Raw genomic sequence first — 21,662 nt, forward strand, 5'->3', positions numbered from 1 at the left:
GGTGAGACATGCGTGCACCAAAGTAGAGCGGCCGTCAGAACGCCGCCTGCGCTGTACATGGAATGTTGCATCCCGGAACGCATCCCCACTTTTGCATAAGAAGTCCCATGAAATGAATCTCAAGTTCAGCCATAAAATCCTGTTGGCCGCCTCGGGCGTCGTGGTCCTGGCTTTCGCTTTGTTCACCCTCTACAACGACTATCTGCAGCGCAACACCATTCGCCAGAACCTCCAGTCGTCCGTGCAGCAGGCCGGCGATCTGACCGCCAGCAGCGTGCAGAACTGGATGAGCGGGCGAATTCTGGTGCTGGAAAACCTCGCGCAAAACGTTGCCCATCAGGGCAAGAACGCCGACTTCCCGGGGCTGGTCGATCAACCGGCCTTCACCTCGAACTTCCAGTTCACCTACGTCGGTCAAGCCAACGGGGTGTTCACCCAGCGCCCTGACGCGAAGATGCCCGACGGTTACGACCCGCGTCAGCGCCCTTGGTACAAGCAAGCCGTCGCTGCCGACAAAACCATGCTGACGCCGCCGTACATGGCGGCGGTCGGTGGTCTGGTGGTGACCATCGCCATGCCGGTGAAAAACAATGGCGAACTGCTGGGTGTGGTCGGCGGTGACCTGAGCCTGGAAACCCTGGTGAAGATCATCAATTCGGTGGACTTCGGTGGCCTCGGTCACGCATTCCTCGTCAGCGGTGACGGCCAGGTGATCGTCAGCCCGGACAAAGACCAAGTAATGAAGAACCTCAAGGACATCTACCCGAACGCCGGCGTGCGCATCGAGAAGGGCAACCAGAACGTGGTACTCAACGGCCAGGAGCGCATCCTGTCGTTCACCCCGGTCAGCGGCTTGCCGAATGCCGACTGGTACATCGGCCTGTCGATCGATCGTGACAAGGCCTACGCCGCGCTCAGCCAGTTCCGCACTTCGGCGTTGATCGCGATGTTCGTCGCGGTCGCTGCGATTGCGCTGCTGCTGAGCCTGCTGATCAACGTTCTGATGCGTCCGCTGACCACCATGGGTCGTGCGATGCAGGACATCGCCCAGGGCGAAGGCGACCTGACTCGTCGTCTGGTCGTGCAAGGCAAGGATGAGTTCGCTGAACTGGGTAGTTCGTTCAACCAGTTCGTCGAGCGCATTCACGCGTCGATCTCCGAAGTGTCGTCGGCTACCCGTCATGTGCACGACCTGTCGCAACGGGTGATGGCATCGTCCAACGCCTCGATCATTGGTTCCGACGAACAAAGCGCCCGTACCAATAGCGTGGCCGCCGCGATCAACCAGTTGGGCGCCGCGACTCAGGAAATCGCCCGCAACGCCGCCGACGCTTCGCAACACGCCAGCGGCGCGAGTGAACAGGCTGATGACGGTCGTCAGGTGGTCGAGCAGACCATTCAGGCGATGACCGAGCTGTCGCAGAAGATCAGCCTGTCGTGCACTCAGATCGAAACCCTCAATGCCAGCACCGACAACATCGGCCACATCCTCGATGTGATCAAAGGCATCTCGCAGCAGACCAACCTGCTGGCGCTCAACGCGGCCATCGAAGCGGCCCGTGCCGGTGAAGCCGGACGCGGTTTTGCCGTGGTGGCGGACGAAGTGCGTAACCTCGCGCATCGCACCCAGGAGTCGGCGGAGGAGATCCACAAGATGATCACTTCGTTGCAGGTCGGTTCCCGTGAAGCGGTGACCACCATGAACGCCAGTCAGGCGTCCAGCGAAGAGAGCGTTGAAGTGGCCAATCAGGCGGGCCTGCGCCTGGTCAGCGTGACCCAGCGCATCGGTGAAATCGACGGCATGAACCAGTCGGTGGCTGCCGCGACCGAGGAGCAGACGGCGGTGGTGGAAACCCTCAACGTCGACGTCAACCAGATCAACCTGCTGAACCAGCAGAGCGTCGCCAACCTCAATGAAACGTTGAAGGATTGTGATGCGTTGTCGCAGCAGGCGAATCGGTTGAAGCAGTTGGTCGACAGCTTCAAGATCTGACGTCTAGCAGACCGCGTTATCGTTCATCGCGGGCAAGCCCGCTCCCACAGGATTTCTGGCGAACACAACATCTGTGACCGACCTAGAGCCTGTGGGAGCTGGCTTGCCAGCGATAGTGGCGGTGCAATCATTGCCAATCCGAAGCCTTAGACAAACAGCTTCAGCACATTCCCCATCGCATCATCGGCAAACCCCTGCACGAAATCCTTGAACCCCGGCAGCGCTCGGCACCACCGCTGGCCGGTTCGGCAATGATTGTCCAGGTCGCCCGCGACTTGCCCGCCCCCAAAGATTCCACATTCATCGCCGCCCACAGATTGGCCACACCCAGCGTGTTGTAGATCGTGGTCCAGGTCATGGCGCGCGCCTGCTCATCGCGGGAGTTGAGTTGCTCGACCACCACGTTGCCGTCCTTGAAGACCTTCTTGCGCAGCGAGGACACGCCTTCACCGGTCATTTCGATGTGCGACAACGCCGGAATAAACCGGTCGAAAGCGGCGAAATTGCCGACCACCGCCCAAACCTGCGCCGCGTCCGCCGGCACTTCCACCGACGACACAACGTGGCAGCCGTGCGGGTTTTTGATCAAGGTGTCGGGTTGCAGATTGCTCATGGTGTTGCTCCTTTTTGATGAACTAGATGAAGTTGATCTGTTTCAGGTAATCGCAGCCGCGACGCAGCAGCGCCGGGGATTTTTCCGGGTATTGCGCGCCCATCTGTTGCACCCCGGCGTGGGCGTTGGCGTGGCCGATCAGGGAGATGTCGCCGATGTCTTCCTCGAAGCCGTTGAGGTAGAAACCGAGCACGCCGAACAGCGCGTTGTCGGCGTCGACCCGGCCCAGTTGCTGTTGCCAGTCGGCGACACTGACCAGCGAAAATTCGCTGCCGGTTTCGCGGAACGAAGCGACGTAGGCATCCCAACTCAGCGGCTCGGGGTTGTGCAGGTTGAACACCGCTCGCTCGCTCGAATAACGGCTGGCGTGGAAGGCGATGAAACGGGCGAGAAAGTCCACCGGCATCAGGTCGAAATTCAGTGCGAAGGCCGGCACCTGACCGAGCTGGATCGAGCCCTTGAGCATCAGCATCAAACGGTTCTTGTGCGGTTGGCAGACGCCGCTCAGGCTGTTGAAACTGATGTTGCCGGGGCGATACAGGTTGACCCACACCCCACGCTCGCGCGCCCGCTCAAGGATGCGCTCGCCGACCCACTTCGACAGGTTGTAGCCATTGCGGATGTAGATCGGCGGGGTCGGTGCGGCGGGCAATTCGAGCACGCGGCCTTCGTCATCGACGGTGCTGGAAGCGGACAGCGTCGAGACGAAATTGAAGACCTTTTTGCTGCGCCCTTCACACAGGCGCAGCAGCTCGAAAATCGGCTCGACGTTATCCGCGGCCAGCGACTCGTAATCGAGCACATGGTTGACGTTGGCGGCGTTGTGCACCAGTGCGCCGAACTCGCGATCCAGGCGCTGATAATCGGCGTCGGCCAAGCCCAGTTGCGGACGGGTGATGTCTGCCGAGTAGATCCGCACCCGGCTCAGGTCCAGATGCTCCAGGCGGTTCTCGCGCAACGCCTGGGCAAACCGCTGCGCCGCCGTTTGTCCGCCACCGTCACGCACCAGACACGCCACCTCGCTGGCGCCCCAGCCGAGCAGCGCTTCGACAATGTGTACGCCGACAAAGCTGTTGGCGCCGGTGACGATCACTTTGTGCACATTGCCCAGGCGGCTGATCGGCAACGGCTCGATGTTCAGCGGGCGTTCGGCGTCGGCCATGGCCTGGGCGCTGAGCACCGCGCTGTCATCGGTCCCGCGCACCAGCGTTGCGAGCTTGATGATGGTCGGCAATTCGATGAAGCGGTTGATCGAAATGCTACGGCCGAATTCCTCACGCAAGCGCAGCAACATGCGCGACAGCAGGATCGAATGCCCACCGAGGTTGAAGAAACTTTCGTCGGTGGAAATATCGCTGCTCGGCAGCTCCAGCAGTTCCGCCCAGATCTCCAGCAGCAGCGCTTCGTCGGCATTTGCCGGCAGGCATTTCGGGCCGCTGTCCTGCACGCTCACCGGCAGTTCCAGCAACGCCTTGCGGTCGACCTTGCCGTTGCTGGCGAATGGCATGTGCGGCAGTTCAGTCCACGCCACCGGTTGCATGTAGTCCGGCAAAAACTGCTGGGCATGCGCCTTCAATAGATCGCGGGCAGCGTCCGATTGCGACTGCGCAAGGAACGCCAGAATCCGCCGCTGACTGTCGATCACCACCGCCACCTGACGGTACAACTGGCTCTCGCGCAGGCAGCGTTCGATCTCTTCCGGCTCGACCCGGAAACCACGGATTTTCACCTGATTGTCGCGCCGTCCGCACAGCTCGATACCGTGCTCGCCCCATTTGGCCATGTCACCACTGCGGTAGGCGCGCAAGTTCTCACCGTGCGGCAGTTGCAGGGTCAGGTAGCGCTCGGCGGTCTGCTGTGGGTTGTTCAAGTAACCGAGGCAGACGCCGGGACCGACGATGAACAATTCGCCGACGGTGTTCTCCGTCACTGGTTGCAGGTCGTCATCGAGAATCAGCACCTGACTGTTGGCAATCGGTGCGCCAAGAGTGCGGTTGCTGTCACCCGGTTGCAGTTGCCGGGCGGTAATCAGCACCGTCGCTTCGGTGGGGCCGTACAGGTTATGCAGCTTGCCCTGACGGGTCAGTTGCTCGATGACGAAGGGCTCGCAGACGTCGCCACCGGTCATCACCTCCACGCCTTGCAATTGCTCCAACGGCAGGATGCTCAGCAGCGCTGGCGGCAGGAACGCGTGGGTCAGTTGCCGGCGGCGGATCAACGCCACCAGTTGCAGCGGATCGCGGCGCTGGGTGTCGTCGGGCACCACCAGTTCGGCGCCCTGCAGCAGCGTCGGAAAGATATCGATCAGCGATGAGTCGAAGCTCAGCGAAGAGAACTGCAACACCCGGCTTTCGGCGCGCAACTGCACGTAATCGGCGTACCACGCGGTGAAGTGCGCGAGGTTCGCCTGGCTCAGCAGCACGCCCTTCGGATGCCCGGTAGTGCCTGAGGTGTAGAGCGCCATGCACGGTGCTTCAAGCGTCGCCCGTTGACGCATCAACGGTTGGCTGAGATCCGCATCCGCGCTGTCGATACAACTGACATCCAGATCGGGCATTGACTCACTGAGCGGGTGCTCGCCATCGTGCAGCAACAACACCGCGCCAGCGTTCTGCAGGATGTATTGCTGGCGCTGCAACGGATGGCTCGGCTCCAGCGGCAGGTACACCGCGCCACTGCCGAGCACCGCCAGAATCGAGGCAAACAGCGCCGGGCTTTTCGGCTGACAGATACCTACGATCCACGGCTGCGGATGTTGTTTGAGCAATGGCAGCAGGCGTTGCTGGATCGCACAGCTGTGGGCGTGTAACTGGCGATAGCTGAGCGACTGCTCGGCCAGGTGCAGCGCCGGTCGCTCGGCGTGTTCGATCAGGCTGCGTTGCAGACGCTCGATCAGCGGTATCTGCGCCTGCTTGAGCAGCATCGGGTTGGCCGTGTCGTTAAGGCGATGGACGTAGGCCAGGCTGTCGAGAAACCGCAGGTCTTCCACCTGTTCGAAATCCACTGCCGTGGCGGGCATCACCTGCTGGAAATACTCGGCATCGCGGGAGAAACGGCTGACCAGCAGCGCGACTTCGTCAACCACCTGCGTCAGCAGCCGCTGACGCAGAGCCTGCCCGTTGCCGGACGGCTCATCGCCAATCGGCACACGGCTGATCAGAGACGAGCCGAGGAAGCACAGCAGGTCGAGCGTCGGTAAACCGCCAAGGCTAGGCGAACCGATACCCAGGCGCAGATGCAGGTGCGGGATGGCGCAGAAATCGCCGGCGCCGATGAAGCCATCGTCGATGATCAGATCCACCGGCGATTGCGCCGCGCCGCTGCGCAGCAAGGTGTGACCGTGTTGTTCGAGTTCCTGCGCCAGGTCGGTCATGGCCTGGCTGGCGCCAATCAGCAAAATGTCGAGACGTCTCATGTCAGCCTCCTCATCAAACCAGATAGTCGCGCAGGGCGTGCTGCACGCAGGGCGTGTCGAGCAGCGAGCTGCTGTGGAAAAAACGCACGATGTTGCCCACCAGCGGATGATGGCGATTGATCGGGAAGGCCAGGCCGGCCATCTCGTCCTTGAGGGAACGGCGCACGGTATCGCTGACCGGCAAGGCGTCGATCAGGCGCAGATCGAAGGACTTTTGAATGTCGTTGGTCAGGTAATGGCCGATAAACACCGGCAGGATCTGCGCGATGGTTGCCCGGTCCGCGTCACTGGCGGTGTGCCAATAGATGCGCACCATGCGCGCCCAGAAACTGGAATGCCGTCCCTCATCCAGCAAGTGATCGGCCATCAGGCCTTTGATCGACGGCTTGACCGTGTCGTCACGGGCAAACGCGGCGACGTCGCCGGTCACGGTGTTTTCGGCGATCGCCACGCAGATCAGCTCCACCGCGCTGCGCAGGTGCTCGGGCGCCAACGCCACAGCGGCAGGAATCGCCCGGCTCAGTTCAATTTCAGTGGGCAGTTCGATCGGCTCGATGCCGGTCATGGCTACGGTCTGTTGCATGAAGTCCATCGCCACCAGCGCGTGGTAATCCTCGTCCACCACCACGGTCATGGCGTCGTAGCGACAGGCGAACGGGAAGGCCACGGCAAAGCGATTCTTGGCGATACTGCGCGCGGTCTTGTCGACGATCTCGGTTTCGAAAATCACCACGTCGTTGATGAACTTGTACAGCGTCTGCACCAGGGCAAAATCCCGCTGTTGCGGGCACTCGCGCAGGAAGGTGTCGCTGAGCACCAGGGGCTGGCGGCTCAACGGATAAATCAGGCGTTCATCGTCTTCCAGTACGCGCCGTGGCCGGGTGCGGATGGTGGCGCGGCTTTCCCAGGCGTCGGCGAAGGATTGGTAATCGGCGGCATTCATTGGGCCACCTCCGCCAACGATTCGCGCATGCTCAGACGCAGGCCGTCCCACAAGGCGATGCGGCTTTCCACCGCCGCGATGGCACTGGCGTAGACTTCGGCTTCGCGTTGCGGATCGCCATCGACCAGACGCTCAAGCAGTTGCTCCGCCGCCGGACCGTGATCTTCGGAATCGACCTCGATGTGGCGCTCCAGGTAATAGCGAAAGGTCGGCGCCTGTTCGATACCGATCCCCCAGTCATCGAGGATGCGCTGGAACATGGTCGGAATGACGCTCTCGCGACCATGCAGGAACGCGGCAGCGACGCTGTGGCCTGGCGCATGCAGCGCGGTGTTCAGCGTCTCGCGAACAAATTTTGCTGCTGCCGGATCCACTTCCACGCTTTGCAGGGCGACGTCGTAACTCACGCCCTCCTGTTGCAGCGCGACAAAGCGTTCGACTGCCGTGGTGCTCGCACCGACTTCGCGCATGGCGTCCAGATACAGCTCGAAATGACTGTAATGGCCGTGAGCGGGACGGTCGTCGGACTCTTCGCCGAGCACGATCTCGTTGATCAGCCGCGCAGCATGCGGGTCACGCGGCGGCAGCCACGGCAGACGGGTGCAGGTCAGTTCTTGTTGGAGACGCTTGGTCAGCGACATGAAATCCCAGACGGCGAAGACGTGGGATTCCATGAACCGGCGCAGTACCGATAACGAATCGATTTCAGTAAAGATCGGATGAACGCTCAATTGAGCTTTTATCAGGGCGAGTTGTTCTTTAGTTGGCATCATGGCTAACCTCGGTGTTATTGGAATAGAGAAATTTGCTCGTTCGGTGCGTCAATGCAGACTGTCTGGGTTTTAAACTTTTATATTGGCGAGCGCTGGCCTCATTCAGTTAAATGAACGTGTGAAAAGTGCATTGGAGGCTCTGGGCTGTGCCAGGGCGACTATTTGCCATGGCTGTCAGCTGAATGCGGAGCCGTGCCGTGTTTGCGGGGTTTAACCTGCTCGGCGAGGAAAAACTAATACATCATCAAATAACTTAACAAGTTTATTTTTAATTATTTTAAGTTTGCTGTTTTTTAAGTATGAGTTGGCCTGATAAAACTTATAAATTAAGTTTTACTTGGGCGTAGTTACTCCTTTCGGCGAACAGTGGCCAAAATTGAAGACAAGAGTGAATGCCTCACTCAGAGCAACTTTTCGATACAAGGATTGAAGTTATGTATAGGGGTGAAAGTTGGCCGGGAACGGCGCCGTAACTTCCTTTTATCCCGTGGCAAGGCTCCTTCCGTAGGTTCCTGGTGCGAGGACTGCGCCGGCGGTGCGGTGCGTCCCCGTTCTTCATGGGTTGGCTGTTCAAGAGTGCGGGTAAATTGGCGGGACGGCTATGACCGATTCGTCCGCGGCGAGCTGCATTACCGGACTTATGGGGGCGCTGGGAGGTTAGAGCGAACAGGCGAATCCGCCACCGGGTTTGCGGCAGACCGTAGAGAGGATTTGTAAGCGGGTTATTCGCCGGTCAGCTGCGAGCGACTGAGACCGGCGTTGAAGGCATCAGCGGACCGTCTTGCGGTGTTGTCCGGCAGGGCTGGCGAGGTAACGGGTGATCACCTCGACGCCACGGTTGAGGTGTTGTGTGAGCAGCTTCACCGACAGTTCGACATCGCGTTCGATCACGGCCTGGAGCATCGCCCGGTGATCTTCCTGGGACAGTTTGCCCAGTCCCATGGCTTCGAGGTTGAAACGCAGAAACCGCTCTTCTTCGTTCAGGCCGTCTTCGACCAGTCGCAGCAACCGCTGATTCGGCGCTTTGCGGTACAAGGCCATGTGGAACAGGCGATTGAGTCGACCGATTTCGCTGTAGTCGTGCTGCGTCTCGAGTGCTTCGATATAACCGGCGGCAAGCGCGTGATCGGCGCTGGTCAGCAGCGGAACCGACTGGCGCATGGCTTCGGATTCGAGCAGGATTCGCAACTCGTAGGTTTCAGTAGCGTCGCCCTGAATCAACGGGGCAACCACAGCGCCCTTGTGGGTCGTAACGCTCAGCAGGTCCTGAGCTTCCAGCTGACGCAGAGCCTCGCGCACCGGCATGCGGCTGACCCCGAACAGGTCGGCCAGATCCTGCTGACGCAAGGCGGTGCCGCACGGTAAACGACCGTCAAGGATCGCCGAGCGCAACGTCTCCTCGATGATCGAACGGGCAAGATGTGCAGGAATCGGCCCATCGACTTTGATGCTGTGCAGCGGGTTGGGCTTCTGTGTCACAACTACTCACCCTGAATGAAGACGGAATTTGGATCCAAAGACACTAGTGATTGCTCTACAGGTTGTCAAACCATGTAAAGGATTGCTGTCCTGAGTAAAGTTTAGCGCGCTGGCGATGATCTCATGGTGCCATTGTTTTTTGCCGGGCTAAGCTTCACCATCAAACGCTTTCCTTCCTGCCCCCTTGGAAACCTGCTGTGGCGGTACGTTTCGCGATCCCTCGGACTTTGCGCTGGCTAGGCTGCGCACTGCTGCTGGCCGGCGTCATGCTGGGCGGTCTGCATGCCGATTGGGATTTTTCCGCGATCAGCCGCAAAGCCACGGCGCTCTACGGGCCGCTGGGCGCCGGGCAGCAGCGGATCGATGCCTGGCAGAACCTGCTGGCCACGCAGAAACAGGTCAGCGAGATGGAAAAACTGAAAGTCGTGAACCTGTTTTTTCAACAAACAGGTGCGCTATGTAGAGGACATCGATCTGTGGGGCCAGGTCGATTATTGGGAGACGCCCATCGAAGCGCTGTGGAAAGGCGCCGGCGATTGCGAAGACTACGCGATCGCCAAGTATTTCAGCCTGCGCCATCTCGGGGTCTCCAGTGACAAGCTGCGCATCACCTACGTCAAGGCGCTGCGCCAGAATCGCGCGCACATGGTACTGACTTACTACGCCACCCCCGATGCCATGCCGCTGGTGCTCGACAGCCTGATCGATCCGATTCAGCCTGCGTCCCAGCGAACCGATTTGCTGCCGGTCTACTCTTTCAATGCCGAAGGTCTGTACCTGCCGGGCGCCAAGGGCAACAAAAAGGTCGGTGACACCAAACGCCTGTCGCGCTGGCAGGATGTGCTGAAGAAAATGCAGGCCGAAGGTTTTCCGGTCGAAACGACTAACTAGGAGCACGCGCTCAGATGTCTTTGTTCAAACAGCTGTTGATCGCTATCTGTCTGTTCCTGGTGGTCGCCTTCACTGGCAGCTTCATGGTCAGTCTGGAGAGCTCGCGCACCCAGTACGTCAACCAGCTGCGCTCCCATGCCCAGGACGCTGCCACGGCGCTGGCGTTGTCGCTGACGCCGAATATCGACGACCCGGCGATGGTCGAGCTGCTGGTCAGCTCGATTTTCGACAGCGGTTATTACGCGAGCATCCGTGTGGTCGACCTCAAGACCGACCAGACCATCGTCGAGCGCAGCGGGATTCCGGCGGTGAGCAATGTGCCTGACTGGTTCGTCAAACTGATCGGCCTGGAACCGGCCGGTGGCGATGCCTTGGTCAGCCGTGGCTGGGAGCAGGCCGCGCGGGTCGAGGTGGTCAGCCACCCGATGTTTGCCGTAGCCAAGCTGTGGCAGAGCGCGTTGGGCAGCCTCGGCTGGCTGTTGCTGTGCGGCGCGGTCAGTGCGGTGCTTGGTGCGTTGCTGCTGCGCCGGCAATTGCGCCCGCTGGATTACATGGTCAAACAGTCCCACGCCATTGCCCGTCGCGAGTTCCTCAGCCTGCCGGAGCTGCCGCGCACCCCGGAACTGCGGCGCGTGGTGCAGGCGATGAACCAGATGGTCGAGAAGCTCAAGGCGTTGTTCCAGGAACAGGCCGAGCGCAGTGAAAAACTGCGCGCCGAGTCTTATCAGGACAACCTCACGGGGCTGGCCAACCGGCGCTATTTCGAGATGCAACTGCACAACCGCGTGAGCAACCCGGAGCAGGCCAGTTCCGGGTACCTGCTGCTGTTGCGGGTCAAGGATCTGGCCGGGCTCAACCAGCGCCTGGGCGGTCAGCGCACGGATGAACTGTTGAAAGCCGTCGGCGAGCAGTTGTCCCGCGAATGCGCCAAATACCCGGAAACCCAGAACCTCGTGACGCGCATCCGCGGCGGTGAGTTCGCCGTACTGGCGCCAGGGCTGGTGCGTGAAGAGGCGCTGCAACTGGCGCAAAACCTCGACAGTGCGCTGAGCAGCCTGCACGCCACCGGCGCCACTGATGTGCCGGCCGTGGCCTCCATCGGCCTCGCCCCGTTTGCCCACGGCGATTCACCGCAAGCAGTGCTGACCCTGGGTGATCAGGCGCTGGCACAGGCCGAGGGGCAGGGCGAGCAGAACTGGGCGTGCATCGATCAGAGCCTGGTGGCCGAGGTTGGCGACGATCACCACGCCTGGCATCGATTGCTCGATCAGGCACTGAATCAGCACCGCTTCGAGTTGTACTTCCAACCGGTGGTGGCTGCGCAGGACACGCAACTGGTGCTGCATTACAAAGTGCTCTCGCGCTTGCTGGATGAGCAGGGCCAGACCATTCCCGCCGGGCGCTTCCTGCCGTGGCTCGAGCGTTTCGGCTGGACCGCACGACTCGACCGCTTGATGCTCGAGCGTGTGCTGGAGCAGATGAAAGCGCATGAGGATTCGCTGGCGCTGAACCTGTCCTCGGCAACCCTGGCCGATCCACAGGCATTGAACAAAGTGTTCGAGATTCTGCGCGCGCACTCCGACCTCGGCGAGCGTCTGACGCTGGAGATCGGTGAGGAGCAACTGCCGGAGCAAGCGGTGCTGGAGCAGTTGACCCGGCGTCTGCGTGAACTCGGTTTCTCCCTGAGCCTGCAGCGCTTTGGTGGACGCTTCAGCATGATCGGCAACCTGGCGCGGCTGGGGCTGGCGTATCTGAAGATCGATGGCAGCTATATTCGTGCGATCGATCAGGAAAGTGACAAGCGTCTGTTCATCGAAGCCATCCAGCGGGCGGCGCACAGCATTGATCTGCCGCTGATTGCCGAACGGGTGGAGACCGAAGGGGAATTGTCGGTGATTCGCGAGATGGGTTTGTATGGGGTGCAGGGGCAGCTGTTTGGTGAGCCCAAGCCCTGGAATTAAACTTTTAGTGCGGCGGCGTCATTGATGCCGTCTTCGCGAGCAGGCTCGCTCCCACATTTGAAATGCATTCCAATGTGGGAGCGAGCCTGCTCGCGAATGAGGTCGACTCGGTCAGTCGAGGGTCGAACCACTGACCGGTACGCCGCGTTCCGGGAAGAACAGGCGCTGCAGTTCAGTGCCCGGGCTTTCCGCGCGCATGAACGCTTCGCCCACCAGAAAGGCATACACATCGCTGATTTCCATCAGCTCGACATCGGCACGGTTGAGGATGCCACTCTCGGTGATCACCAATCGGTCGCGCGGAATGCGCGGCAGCAGGTCGAGGGTGGTTTCCAGGCTGACGTCGAACGTGTGCAGGTTGCGGTTATTGACCCCGACCAGTGGTGTGTCGAGGGATTTCAGTGCGCGCTCCAGCTCATCGCCGTCGTGCACTTCCACCAGCACATCGAGACCGACACCTTTGGCCACCGAGGCCAGCTCGGCCATTTTTACGTCGTCCAGTGCGGAGACGATCAACAGTACGCAGTCGGCGCCCAGCGCGCGAGCTTCGACGATCTGGTACGGATCGATCATGAAGTCCTTGCGGATCACCGGCAATTTGCACGCGGCGCGGGCCTGTTGCAGGTAGATATCAGCGCCCTGGAAGTAGTCGATATCGGTCAGCACCGAAAGACAGGTCGCCCCGCCCTTCTCGTAGCTCTTGGCGATATCGGCAGGCACGAAGTTCTCGCGTATCACGCCTTTGCTCGGCGAAGCCTTCTTGATTTCGGCGATCACCGCCGGTTGCTTCTTCTTGGCCTGCGCCAGCAATGCCTGGGCAAAACCACGGGGTGCATCGGCCGCCTTGGCCAGACTTTCCAGCTCGCTCAGGCTGACGCGAGCGCTGCGCTCGGCGACTTCCTGGATTTTGCGCGCCAGAATGTTTTCCAGAACCGTCGGTACACTCATCCCTCATTCTCCACTTTGAATACCGCGGTAAAGGCACCCAACTCCTCGAGTTTTTCCCGAGCGAGACCGGTGTGCAGGGCGTCGTGCGCGAGCGCCACGCCTTCTTTGAGACTGGTCGCCAGGTCGGCGGCATACAGCGCCGCACCGGCATTGAGCACGATCATTTCAGCAGCTTTCTGGCCACTTTCGGTTTTGCGCTTGCCCAACGCATCACGGATCAATGCCAGCGATGCCTCCGGACCTTCGACCGAGAGACCGTGCAGGCTCTGGCTCTTCATGCCCAGATCTTCCGGCTCGACCCAATACTCTGTGATCTCGTTGTTTTTCAGCTCAGCGACGAAGGTCGGCGCGGCAAGGCTGAACTCGTCCAGGCCATCCTTCGAATGCACTACCAGCACATGTTTGCTGCCCAGGCGCTGCAAGACTTCGGCCAATGGCCGGCACAGCGCTGGAGTGAACACGCCCACCACCTGATGTTTGACACCGGCCGGATTCGTAAGCGGGCCGAGCATGTTGAACAGCGTACGCAAGCCAAGATCGCGGCGTGGGCCGGCGGCGTACTTCATCGCTTTGTGGTGAGTCTGGGCAAACATGAAACCGATGCCGACGTTGTCGATGCAACGGGCAACCTGCACCGGGGTCAGGTTCAGGTAGATACCGGCGGCCTCCAGCAAGTCGGCGCTGCCGCTCTTGCCCGACACCGCACGGTTACCGTGCTTGGCCACGGTACAACCGGCTGCCGCGACAACGAACGCCGAAGCCGTCGATACGTTGAAGATGTTCGCACCGTCACCGCCGGTGCCGACTACATCGACCACGCCGTCGAGGGTCTTGAGTTCGACCTGATCGGCCAGCTCACGCATCACCGACACGGCGCCGACGATTTCATCGATGCTCTCGCTCTTCATGCGCATGGCCATCATGAATGCGCCGATCTGTGCGTCGGTGCATTGCCCGGTCATGATTTCGCGCATCACGTCGCGCATTTCTTCGGTACTGAGGTCGAGGTGTTCGACGATACGGCTCAGGGCTGTCTTGATATTCATGGGAGTCCTTAGCGCGTGCCGCCGGTTTGTTTGAGGAAGTTGGCAAACAGTTCATGACCCTGCTCGGTGAGGATCGACTCGGGGTGGAACTGTACGCCCTCAATGTTCAGGGTCTTGTGCCGCAGGCCCATGATTTCATCGACGCTGCCGTCATCGTGCTGCGTCCACGCGGTCAGCTCCAGGCAATCGGGCAAAGTACCGTGCTTGACGATCAGCGAGTGGTAACGGGTAACCGTCAGCGGATGATTCAGACCGGCGAAAACGCCCTTGTCCTCGTGGAATACCGGACTAGTCTTACCGTGCATCACCTGACGGGCGCGCACCACGTCGCCGCCGAACGCTTGGCCAATCGATTGATGGCCGAGGCAGACGCCGAGGATTGGCAGTTTGCCGGCGAAGTATTTGATGGCCTCAATGGAGATGCCGGCTTCAGTCGGCGTGCACGGACCTGGCGAGACCACGATGCGCTCGGGGTTGAGCGCTTCGATTTCGGCGACAGTCAGTTCGTCGTTGCGCACCACTTTGACCTCGGCACCCAGCTCGCCGAGGTATTGCACAACGTTGTAAGTAAAGGAGTCGTAGTTGTCGATCATCAGCAACATGGCGTTTCGAACCTCTTGAATTCTGACTTGAAGACAGCCTTCAGATGACTTGCCCGCAGGGCGCTGCACGATGTCGGACGCACAGAGAGCGTCGGCACAGCGGCATTTCAAACGGGCGAGGAAGGCAAAGCGATACAGATCCGGCCGGGCCGGCAGAAAAGATTCAGGCGCGCCAACGCCAACGGGCGTGTGCCTTGATGACTTGATCCAGAAGTTTGCTGACGATCAACACGGGGAAGGTCTCGTTCATACGTTCCGGCACAGTAACTTAGCTGGGCAGAGCGTGCAATATGGCGGGGCTGACGGGGGACAAAACTATGGGAGGCTTCGCGACCGATGGCAAAACGCCGGGAGTTTTTGGTACTGTCGTTTCGTTCACCTACAACAATAAATAAACGGACTTGCTCATGATCAAACAGACGTTGTTTGTACCGCTCGCCGGTTGCCTGCTCGCCATGGCTTGCGCCCAGGCCTACGCGGCACCCGCGCCCTATTCGAACTTCATCGTGTTCGGTGACAGCCTCAACGACGCTGGTACCTTCAGGGACACCGGCGGCCCGGCCGGCGCCACGCAGCGCTACACCAACCGCACCGGCCCGTTGTACAAGGATGGCACCGGGGAAAACCGCGACCTCAACGCCACCCAGATCATCGGCGGCAAACTCGGTTTCAGCCCGGATCAGACCGCCTCCTCGTCCTCGGCCGTGCGTGCCGGTGAAGGTCTGGCCGATGGCAACAACTGGGCGGTGGGTGGTTACCGTACCGACCAGATCCTCGACTCGATCACCACCCAGTCCGCCACCGGTGAACGCACGCGCAGCGGTTACCTGCCGTCGAATGGCTTCCGCGCTGATCCGAACGCGCTGTATTACCTGTCCGGGGGGCGGCAACGACTTCCTTCAGGGCCGCGTGCTCAGCCTCGATCAGGCCAGCTCGGCGGCCGACCGACTGGCCGACAGCGTGCGCACGCTGCAAGGTGCCGGCGCCAAATACATCATGGTCTGGCTGCTGCCAGACATCGGCCTGACCCCGGCGATCAACGGCTCACCGCTGCAGAGCTTCACCTCGCAGCTCAGCGCCCAATTCAACACCGAACTGGTCAGCCAGTTGCAGGGCATCAACGCCGAAATCATTCCACTGAACATTCCGGTGCTGCTCAAAGAAGCGTTCGCCAACCCGGCGCAGTTCGGCCTCGCGACCGACCAGAACCTGACGGCCACCTGCTTCAGCGGCAACAGTTGCACCGAGAACGCCCGATACGGCATCAACAGCGCCACGCCGGATCCGACCAAGCTGATCTACAACGACTCGGTGCACCCCACCGAAGCTGGCCAGCGCCTGATTGCCGACTACGCCTACTCGCTGCTCGCCGCCCCGTGGGAACTGACCCTGCTGCCGGAAATGGCCCAAGGTTCGTTGCGCGCGCATCAGGATGAACTGCGCAATCAATGGCTGGCCGACTGGGAAAACTGGCAGGCCGTGGGCCAATGGCGCGCTATCGTCGCCGGTGGCGGACAGCATCAGGACTTCGACGGCCAGCACAGCGCCGCCAGTGCCGACGGCAACGGCTACAACCTGAACATCGGCGGCAGCTATCGCGTCAACGACGCCTGGCGTGTCGGATTGGCCGCTGGTTTCTATAACCAGAAACTCGAGGCCGGCGACGCCGATTCGGAATACAAACTCAACTCCTACATGGGCACCGCGTTCGCCCAGTATCAACAAAACCGCTGGTGGGGCGATCTGGCAATGACCGCCGGCAAACTCGACTACGACAGCCTCAAGCGTAAATTCCAACTCGGGGTCAACGAGCGCGGGGAGAAAGGCGATACCGATGGCTATGTGCTGGCGATCAGCGGCCGTATCGGCTACGACATCGCACAGCAGGCCAGCAGCCCGTGGCACCTGTCGCCGTTCGTCAGCGCCGATTTTGGCAAGACCGAAGTGGATGGTTACTCGGAAAAGGGCGCGGATTCCACCGCGCTGACCTTCGATGACCAGTCGCGCAACTCGCGGCGTCTGGGCCTGGGTATTCAGGGCAAGTACCAGATTACGGCGCAGACCGAAGTGTTCGGCGAGTTCGCTCACGAACGTGAGTACAACGACGATCGCCAGGATCTGACCATCAACCTCAACAGCTTGCCGAACAACCGCTTCACGCTCGAAGGCTACGAGCCGCAGACCAACCTCAATCGCCTGAACCTGGGCGTGAGCCACAAGCTCACGCAGGATTTAGCGTTGCGCGCCAGCTACAACGTGCGCAAGGATGATGACTTTACCCAGCAAGGGGTGAACGTCGGGGTCAGTCTCGACTTCTGAGGCGGAAAAGCAAAAGATCGCAGGCTGCGCCAGCTCCTACAGGGGCTTGGCAGGTACAAAAAACCGCGGCGCCCTTACGGGTGTCGCGTTTTTTATGCCTGACCATAAAGCCCATGTGGGAGCGAGCCTGCTCGCGAAGGGGGGGCATCAGCCAACATCTATAGCGACTGGCACGCCCACTTCGCTAGCAGGCTCGGCTCCCACAGGAGACAATGTGGGTCAGGCGTCCGGAGTCTGCTCAGCCAGGGCCACGGCGCGGAACATCGCGCGGCGCTTGTTCAGGGTTTCTTCCCATTCCAGCGCCGGCACCGAGTCGGCCACGATGCCGCCACCGGCCTGCACGTGCAGTTCGCCGTTCTTGATCACCGCGGTACGAATCGCAATCGCGGTGTCCATGTTGCCGTTCCAGGCGAAGTAACCGACCGCACCGCCATACACGCCACGCTTGACCGGCTCCAGTTCGTCGATGATTTCCATCGCACGGATCTTCGGTGCGCCAGACAAGGTGCCCGCCGGCAGAATCGCCCGCAGCGCGTCCATCGCGGTCAGCCCGGCCTTCAACTGGCCGGTGACGTTGGAGACGATGTGCATCACGTTGGAATAACGCTCGATGACCATTTTCTCGGTGAGCTTCACCGATCCGATTTCCGAGACACGACCGGTGTCGTTACGTCCGAGGTCGATCAGCATCAAGTGTTCGGCGATCTCTTTGTCGTCCGACAGCAGATCCTCTTCCAGTGCCAGATCCGCCTCTTCGGTAGCTCCGCGTGGACGAGTGCCGGCAATCGGGCGCACGGTGATCAGGTTGTCTTCGACCCGCACCAGCACTTCCGGCGAACTGCCGACGACGTGGAAGTCGCCGAAGTTGAAGAAGTACATGTACGGCGTCGGGTTGAAGCAACGCAGGGCGCGGTACAGATCGATCGGCGCGGCCTTGAAGTCGATCGACATGCGCTGCGACGGCACCACTTGCATGCAGTCGCCTGCGAGGATGTACTCCTTGATGGTGTCGACGGCTTTTTTCGTAATCGCTCTGGGTGAAACTGGAGCGGAACAGCGGATCAGCCGCTTGTTGCTTGCTGAAATCCAGGCCACGGCGCGGGGTGATCGGCTGGCGCAGTTTCTCCAGCAGTGCCTGCAATTGCGCCTGACCCTGCTCGTAAGCATCGGCGTGCGCCGGGTCGGCGAGGACAATCGCGTGCATCTTGCCGGCGAGGTTGTCGAACACCACTACCGCATCGGACACCATCAGCAGAATGTCCGGCACGCCCAGCGGATCCGGGTTCGGGCATTTGCCCAGACGCTTCTCGACATAGCGCACGCAGTCATAACCGAAATAACCGACCAGGCCACCGTTGAAACGCGGCAGACCGGCAATGGTCGGCACGTTGTAGCGGGCCTTGAAGGTTTCGACGAAGGCCAGCGGGTCTTCGACGTCATGGCTTTCGGTCTCGACGCCATCGACGGTGATGCTTACGTGATGGTCGTGCACCCGCAGTACGGTGCGGCACGGCAGGCCGATGATCGAGTAACGGCCCCATTTCTCGCCGCCCTGCACCGATTCGAGCAGGTAGGAGTTGGGCTGGTCGGCCAGTTTCAGGTAGATCGACAGCGGGGTGTCGAAGTCGGCCAGGGTTTCGCAGGCCAACGGAATGCGGTTGTAGCCATCAGCGGCCAGGCGCAGGAATTCTTCGCGGATCATGGGGTGCCTCGTGGTGTGAGGAGCAAATCAGTCAGGTGTGCAAACGCGCCGGCAAGCCGGCCAGGAGTCAGTCAGGCGCGCCAACGCCAGCGGGCCAGAGCCTTGATGACTTTCATCCAGAGTTTGCGGGTGACCACCACGATGGCGTTTCCAGAATGGGATGGAGATGCGTCGGGCAACGTTATCTCAGCGGCTGTACCGAGGCAACCGGGAATTAGCTTGCGCAGATCGTCGATCACCAGTGCCGGGGATTCTTCGGCAATCGGCCGGCCATGGTTGTAGCCGTAGCTCAGCGCCACGCACTTGACCCCCGCCGCCTTCGCCGCCAGCACGTCGCTGCGCGAATCGCCGACGAACAGCGATTGCGAGGCCGGGATGTTGGCCATCTTCATCACGAAGAACAGCGCGGCCGGATCAGGCTTCTTCTGCGGCAGGGTATCGCCGCCGATGATCCACTTGAAGTAGCGGCCGATCTTCATCTGATCCAGCAGCGGCGCGACAAAGCGCTCCGGCTTGTTGGTGATCAGCGCCATGGCCACACCCTGCTTGTGCAGCCACTTGAGGGTGTCGCGCACACCCGGATAGACCACGGTCAGCTCGTGGCTCGCGCCATAGGCCTCCATGAAGACTTCCAGCGCGTGCTCGGCCTCGACGTCATCCACCGCCGAATGATCGATGCCGCCGGCCAGCGCCCGGCGCACCAGCACCGGTGCGCCGTTACCGACCCACTCGCGTACCGCCTCGATGCCGGCAGGCTTGCGGCCGAGGGAGAGCAGCATGGTGTCCACCGCCGCCGCCAGGTCGGGAACCGAGTCGATCAGCGTGCCATCCAGATCGAACATCACCAACCGTGGCAGTTGCCCCGGGAACAGCTGCTCAAAACCGCTCATGGGCGGGCCAGCGCCAGTTCGGAACGCATCTTGTCGATGACTTCCTGATAGTTCGGCGCATTGAAGATCGCCGAGCCGGCCACAAAGGTATCAGCGCCAGCGGCCGCGATTTCACGAATGTTGTTGACGTTGACGCCGCCATCGATTTCCAGACGGATATCACGCCCCGAAGCATCGATGATCGCCCGCGCTTCGCGCAGTTTGTCGAGGGTACCGGGGATGAACTTCTGCCCGCCAAAGCCCGGGTTGACGCTCATCAGCAAGACCATGTCGACCTTGTCGATCACGTACTTGAGCACGTCCAGCGGGGTCGCCGGGTTGAACACCAGGCCGGATTTGCAGCCGCCTTCACGGATCAGTTGCAGCGAACGATCGACGTGCAGCGTGGCTTCCGGGTGGAAGGTGATGTAGGTGGCGCCGGCCTCGATGAAGTCGCCGACAATGCGATCCACCGGGCTGACCATCAGGTGCGCGTCGATCGGCGCGGTGATGCCGTACTTGCGCAATGCGGCGCAGACCATCGGGCCGATGGTCAGGTTCGGCACGTAGTGGTTGTCCATGACATCGAAGTGAACGAAGTCGGCACCGGCGGCCAGAACGTTGTCTACTTCCTCGCCGAGGCGGGCGAAGTCGGCAGAGAGAATCGACGGAGCAATTACGAAGGGCTGCATGACGCACCTTTTCTGAGCTAAATCACGATGGCGCGCATTGTATACCTCAAGTTTCCGTGCGCGCACCGTGACCGCGATGATCAGTACGCCGCTCGGTAGATCTTCTCGATATCCGCAGCGCTGAGCTTGCGCGGGTTGTTGCGCATCAGACGCTCGATTCCCGCGGCCTCCACGGCCATGGCCGGAATTGCCTCCTCGGGCACACCGAAACTGCGCAACCCGGCAGGAATTTCCACCGCCGCGCACAACTCGGTCATCGCCTGCACGGCTTTGTCCGCCGCCTCGGTCGCGCTCAAATGAGCGGTCTTCACCCCCATGGCTTCGGCGATATCCTGCATGCGCTCGACGCAGGCCATCTTGTTCCAGGTCATGACATACGGCAGCAACAACGCGTTACTGACGCCATGGGCGATGTTGAAACGCCCGCCCAGCGGATACGCCAACGCATGCACCGCGCCGACCCCGGCATTGCCGAACGCCATGCCGGCCATCAGGCTGGCGGTGGCCATGTCTTCACGGGCCTGGAGATTGGCGCCATTGGCGTAGGCCTTGGGCAGGGCTTTGGCGATCAACTTGATTGCGCCGATGGCCAGTGAGTCGGTAATGGGCGAGGCATTGACCGACAGATAGGATTCGATGGCGTGCACCAGCGCATCGACGCCACTGGCGGCGGTGACGCTGCGCGGGCAGGTCAGGGTCATCTGCGGACTGACCAGCGCCACATCCGGTAACAGGTAGTCGCTGACGATGCCTTTCTTCAGTTGCGCGACCTTGTCCGAGAGAATGGCGACGTTGGTCACTTCCGAACCGGTGCCAGCGGTGGTCGGGATGGCGATCAGCGGCGGGCCTTTGCGCGGCACCTGATCGACGCCGAACAGGTCTTCCAGCGCGCCGTGGTACCCGGCATACGCGGCGACACTCTTGGCAATATCGATGGCACTGCCGCCACCGAGGCCGATCAAACCGTCATGCCCGCCCTCGCGGTACACGCGCATGCAATCTTCGACAATAGCGATTTCCGGGTCCGGCAGCACCCGATCAAAAATCTCGTACTCGCGCCCGCCCAATTGGCACAGCGCCAGCTCCACAGTGCCGGATTTGACCAGCGCGGCGTCGGTGACAATCAGCGGGTTGTCGATATCGAGGCGGGTGAGTTCCGCTGCCAGTTGCTCAATGGCCCCGGCACCGGTGATCAGTTTGTGAGCAATTTTGAACTGGGACAGACTCATCGTGCGCAGCCTCTTATAGATGTGGGAGCTGAGCACAAGCGTAGCTGGGGAAACCGGGTTGTCTGCCATTCACCCCATGAATGACAACCACACATAGATTTGCTGTACGCACGAACATTCCTATGTAGGAGCTGCCGAAGGTGCGATCTTTTGAATTTTTGATCTTAAAAAAGCCTGATCAAAAAGA

Annotated in this window: 12 protein-coding genes and 4 pseudogenes; 4 read left to right on the top strand and 12 right to left on the bottom strand. The window is 60.8% G+C overall.

The genetic code is table 11. From position 1 onward, the window contains the following. Nucleotides 1-112 precede the first annotated feature (112 nt). Nucleotides 113-1,993: a methyl-accepting chemotaxis protein gene (locus HT737_RS16410; protein WP_108181292.1), complete on the top strand. Its 1,881-nt coding sequence runs from the start codon at nucleotides 113-115 to the stop codon at nucleotides 1,991-1,993. 146 nt (nucleotides 1,994-2,139) lie between these two features. On the opposite strand, the pseudogene HT737_RS16415 reads toward HT737_RS16410, so the two are convergent. The 5 genes and pseudogenes from HT737_RS16415 to HT737_RS16435 all read right to left on the bottom strand — a co-directional run bounded on the left by HT737_RS16415 (nucleotide 2,140) and on the right by HT737_RS16435 (nucleotide 9,216). After that, nucleotides 2,140-2,606 (bottom strand): annotated as a pseudogene (locus HT737_RS16415) (SRPBCC family protein). 22 nt (nucleotides 2,607-2,628) lie between these two features. Further along, entirely contained in the window at nucleotides 2,629-6,021 is a 3,393-nt protein-coding gene (locus tag HT737_RS16420; protein WP_182403291.1) for a non-ribosomal peptide synthetase, read from the bottom strand. Between the two features lie 13 nt (nucleotides 6,022-6,034). Continuing rightward, entirely contained in the window at nucleotides 6,035-6,964 is a 930-nt protein-coding gene (locus HT737_RS16425) for a diiron oxygenase (protein WP_182403293.1), read from the bottom strand. Next, on the bottom strand, nucleotides 6,961-7,737 hold the full coding sequence (locus HT737_RS16430) for a DUF3050 domain-containing protein (RefSeq protein ID WP_121182984.1): 777 nt from the start codon (nucleotides 7,735-7,737) through the stop codon (nucleotides 6,961-6,963). The genes HT737_RS16425 and HT737_RS16430 overlap by 4 nt, the downstream gene beginning before the upstream one ends. A 768-nt stretch (nucleotides 7,738-8,505) precedes the next feature. Continuing rightward, nucleotides 8,506-9,216, bottom strand: a complete 711-nt coding sequence (locus HT737_RS16435) for a GntR family transcriptional regulator (protein WP_182403294.1) — start codon at nucleotides 9,214-9,216, stop codon at nucleotides 8,506-8,508. A gap of 197 nt (nucleotides 9,217-9,413) precedes the next feature. Between HT737_RS16435 and lapG the strand changes: the two are divergent. Then, nucleotides 9,414-10,107, top strand: a pseudogene (lapG, locus tag HT737_RS16440) (cysteine protease LapG). 14 nt (nucleotides 10,108-10,121) lie between these two features. Then, nucleotides 10,122-12,068, top strand: coding sequence for a cyclic di-GMP receptor LapD (gene lapD / locus HT737_RS16445; protein WP_182403296.1), 1,947 nt, complete (start codon nucleotides 10,122-10,124; stop codon nucleotides 12,066-12,068). 111 nt (nucleotides 12,069-12,179) lie between these two features. Here the strand turns inward: lapD and trpC are convergent, their stop codons facing one another. From trpC to HT737_RS16460, 3 genes are read right to left on the bottom strand one after another with little or no spacing between them, the layout of a single operon-like run. Next, nucleotides 12,180-13,016 carry an indole-3-glycerol phosphate synthase TrpC gene (gene trpC, locus HT737_RS16450; protein WP_182403298.1) on the bottom strand — a complete coding sequence of 279 codons (837 nt, stop codon included), beginning with the start codon at nucleotides 13,014-13,016 and terminating at the stop codon, nucleotides 12,180-12,182. Next, complete coding sequence (trpD, locus tag HT737_RS16455) at nucleotides 13,013-14,062, bottom strand: anthranilate phosphoribosyltransferase (RefSeq protein WP_047296957.1); 1,050 nt, start codon at nucleotides 14,060-14,062, stop codon at nucleotides 13,013-13,015. Before trpD ends, trpC begins: the two co-directional genes overlap by 4 nt. Before the next feature lie 8 nt (nucleotides 14,063-14,070). Continuing rightward, on the bottom strand, nucleotides 14,071-14,664 hold the full coding sequence (locus tag HT737_RS16460; RefSeq protein WP_047296959.1) for an aminodeoxychorismate/anthranilate synthase component II: 594 nt from the start codon (nucleotides 14,662-14,664) through the stop codon (nucleotides 14,071-14,073). Nucleotides 14,665-15,071: 407 nt separating this feature from the next. On the opposite strand from HT737_RS16460, the pseudogene estP reads away from it, so the two are divergent. Continuing rightward, a pseudogene (estP, locus tag HT737_RS16465) lies at nucleotides 15,072-16,983 on the top strand (esterase EstP). Nucleotides 16,984-17,202: 219 nt separating this feature from the next. Here the strand turns inward: estP and trpE are convergent. The 4 genes and pseudogenes from trpE to HT737_RS16485 form a co-directional block, all read right to left on the bottom strand. After that, a pseudogene (gene trpE / locus HT737_RS16470) lies at nucleotides 17,203-18,685 on the bottom strand (anthranilate synthase component I). Between the two features lie 71 nt (nucleotides 18,686-18,756). Then, nucleotides 18,757-19,575, bottom strand: a complete 819-nt coding sequence (locus HT737_RS16475; RefSeq protein ID WP_095668178.1) for a phosphoglycolate phosphatase — start codon at nucleotides 19,573-19,575, stop codon at nucleotides 18,757-18,759. Further along, entirely contained in the window at nucleotides 19,572-20,246 is a 675-nt protein-coding gene (rpe, locus tag HT737_RS16480) for a ribulose-phosphate 3-epimerase (RefSeq protein WP_003228808.1), read from the bottom strand. The genes HT737_RS16475 and rpe overlap by 4 nt, the downstream gene beginning before the upstream one ends. 80 nt (nucleotides 20,247-20,326) lie before the next feature. Continuing rightward, nucleotides 20,327-21,475, bottom strand: a complete 1,149-nt coding sequence (locus HT737_RS16485; protein WP_182403300.1) for an iron-containing alcohol dehydrogenase — start codon at nucleotides 21,473-21,475, stop codon at nucleotides 20,327-20,329. Between the last annotated feature and the right edge of the window lie 187 nt (nucleotides 21,476-21,662).

This window comes from Pseudomonas sp. MD195_PC81_125, assembly GCF_014060985.1.
In the GTDB taxonomy this organism is placed as follows: domain Bacteria; phylum Pseudomonadota; class Gammaproteobacteria; order Pseudomonadales; family Pseudomonadaceae; genus Aquipseudomonas; species Aquipseudomonas parakoreensis.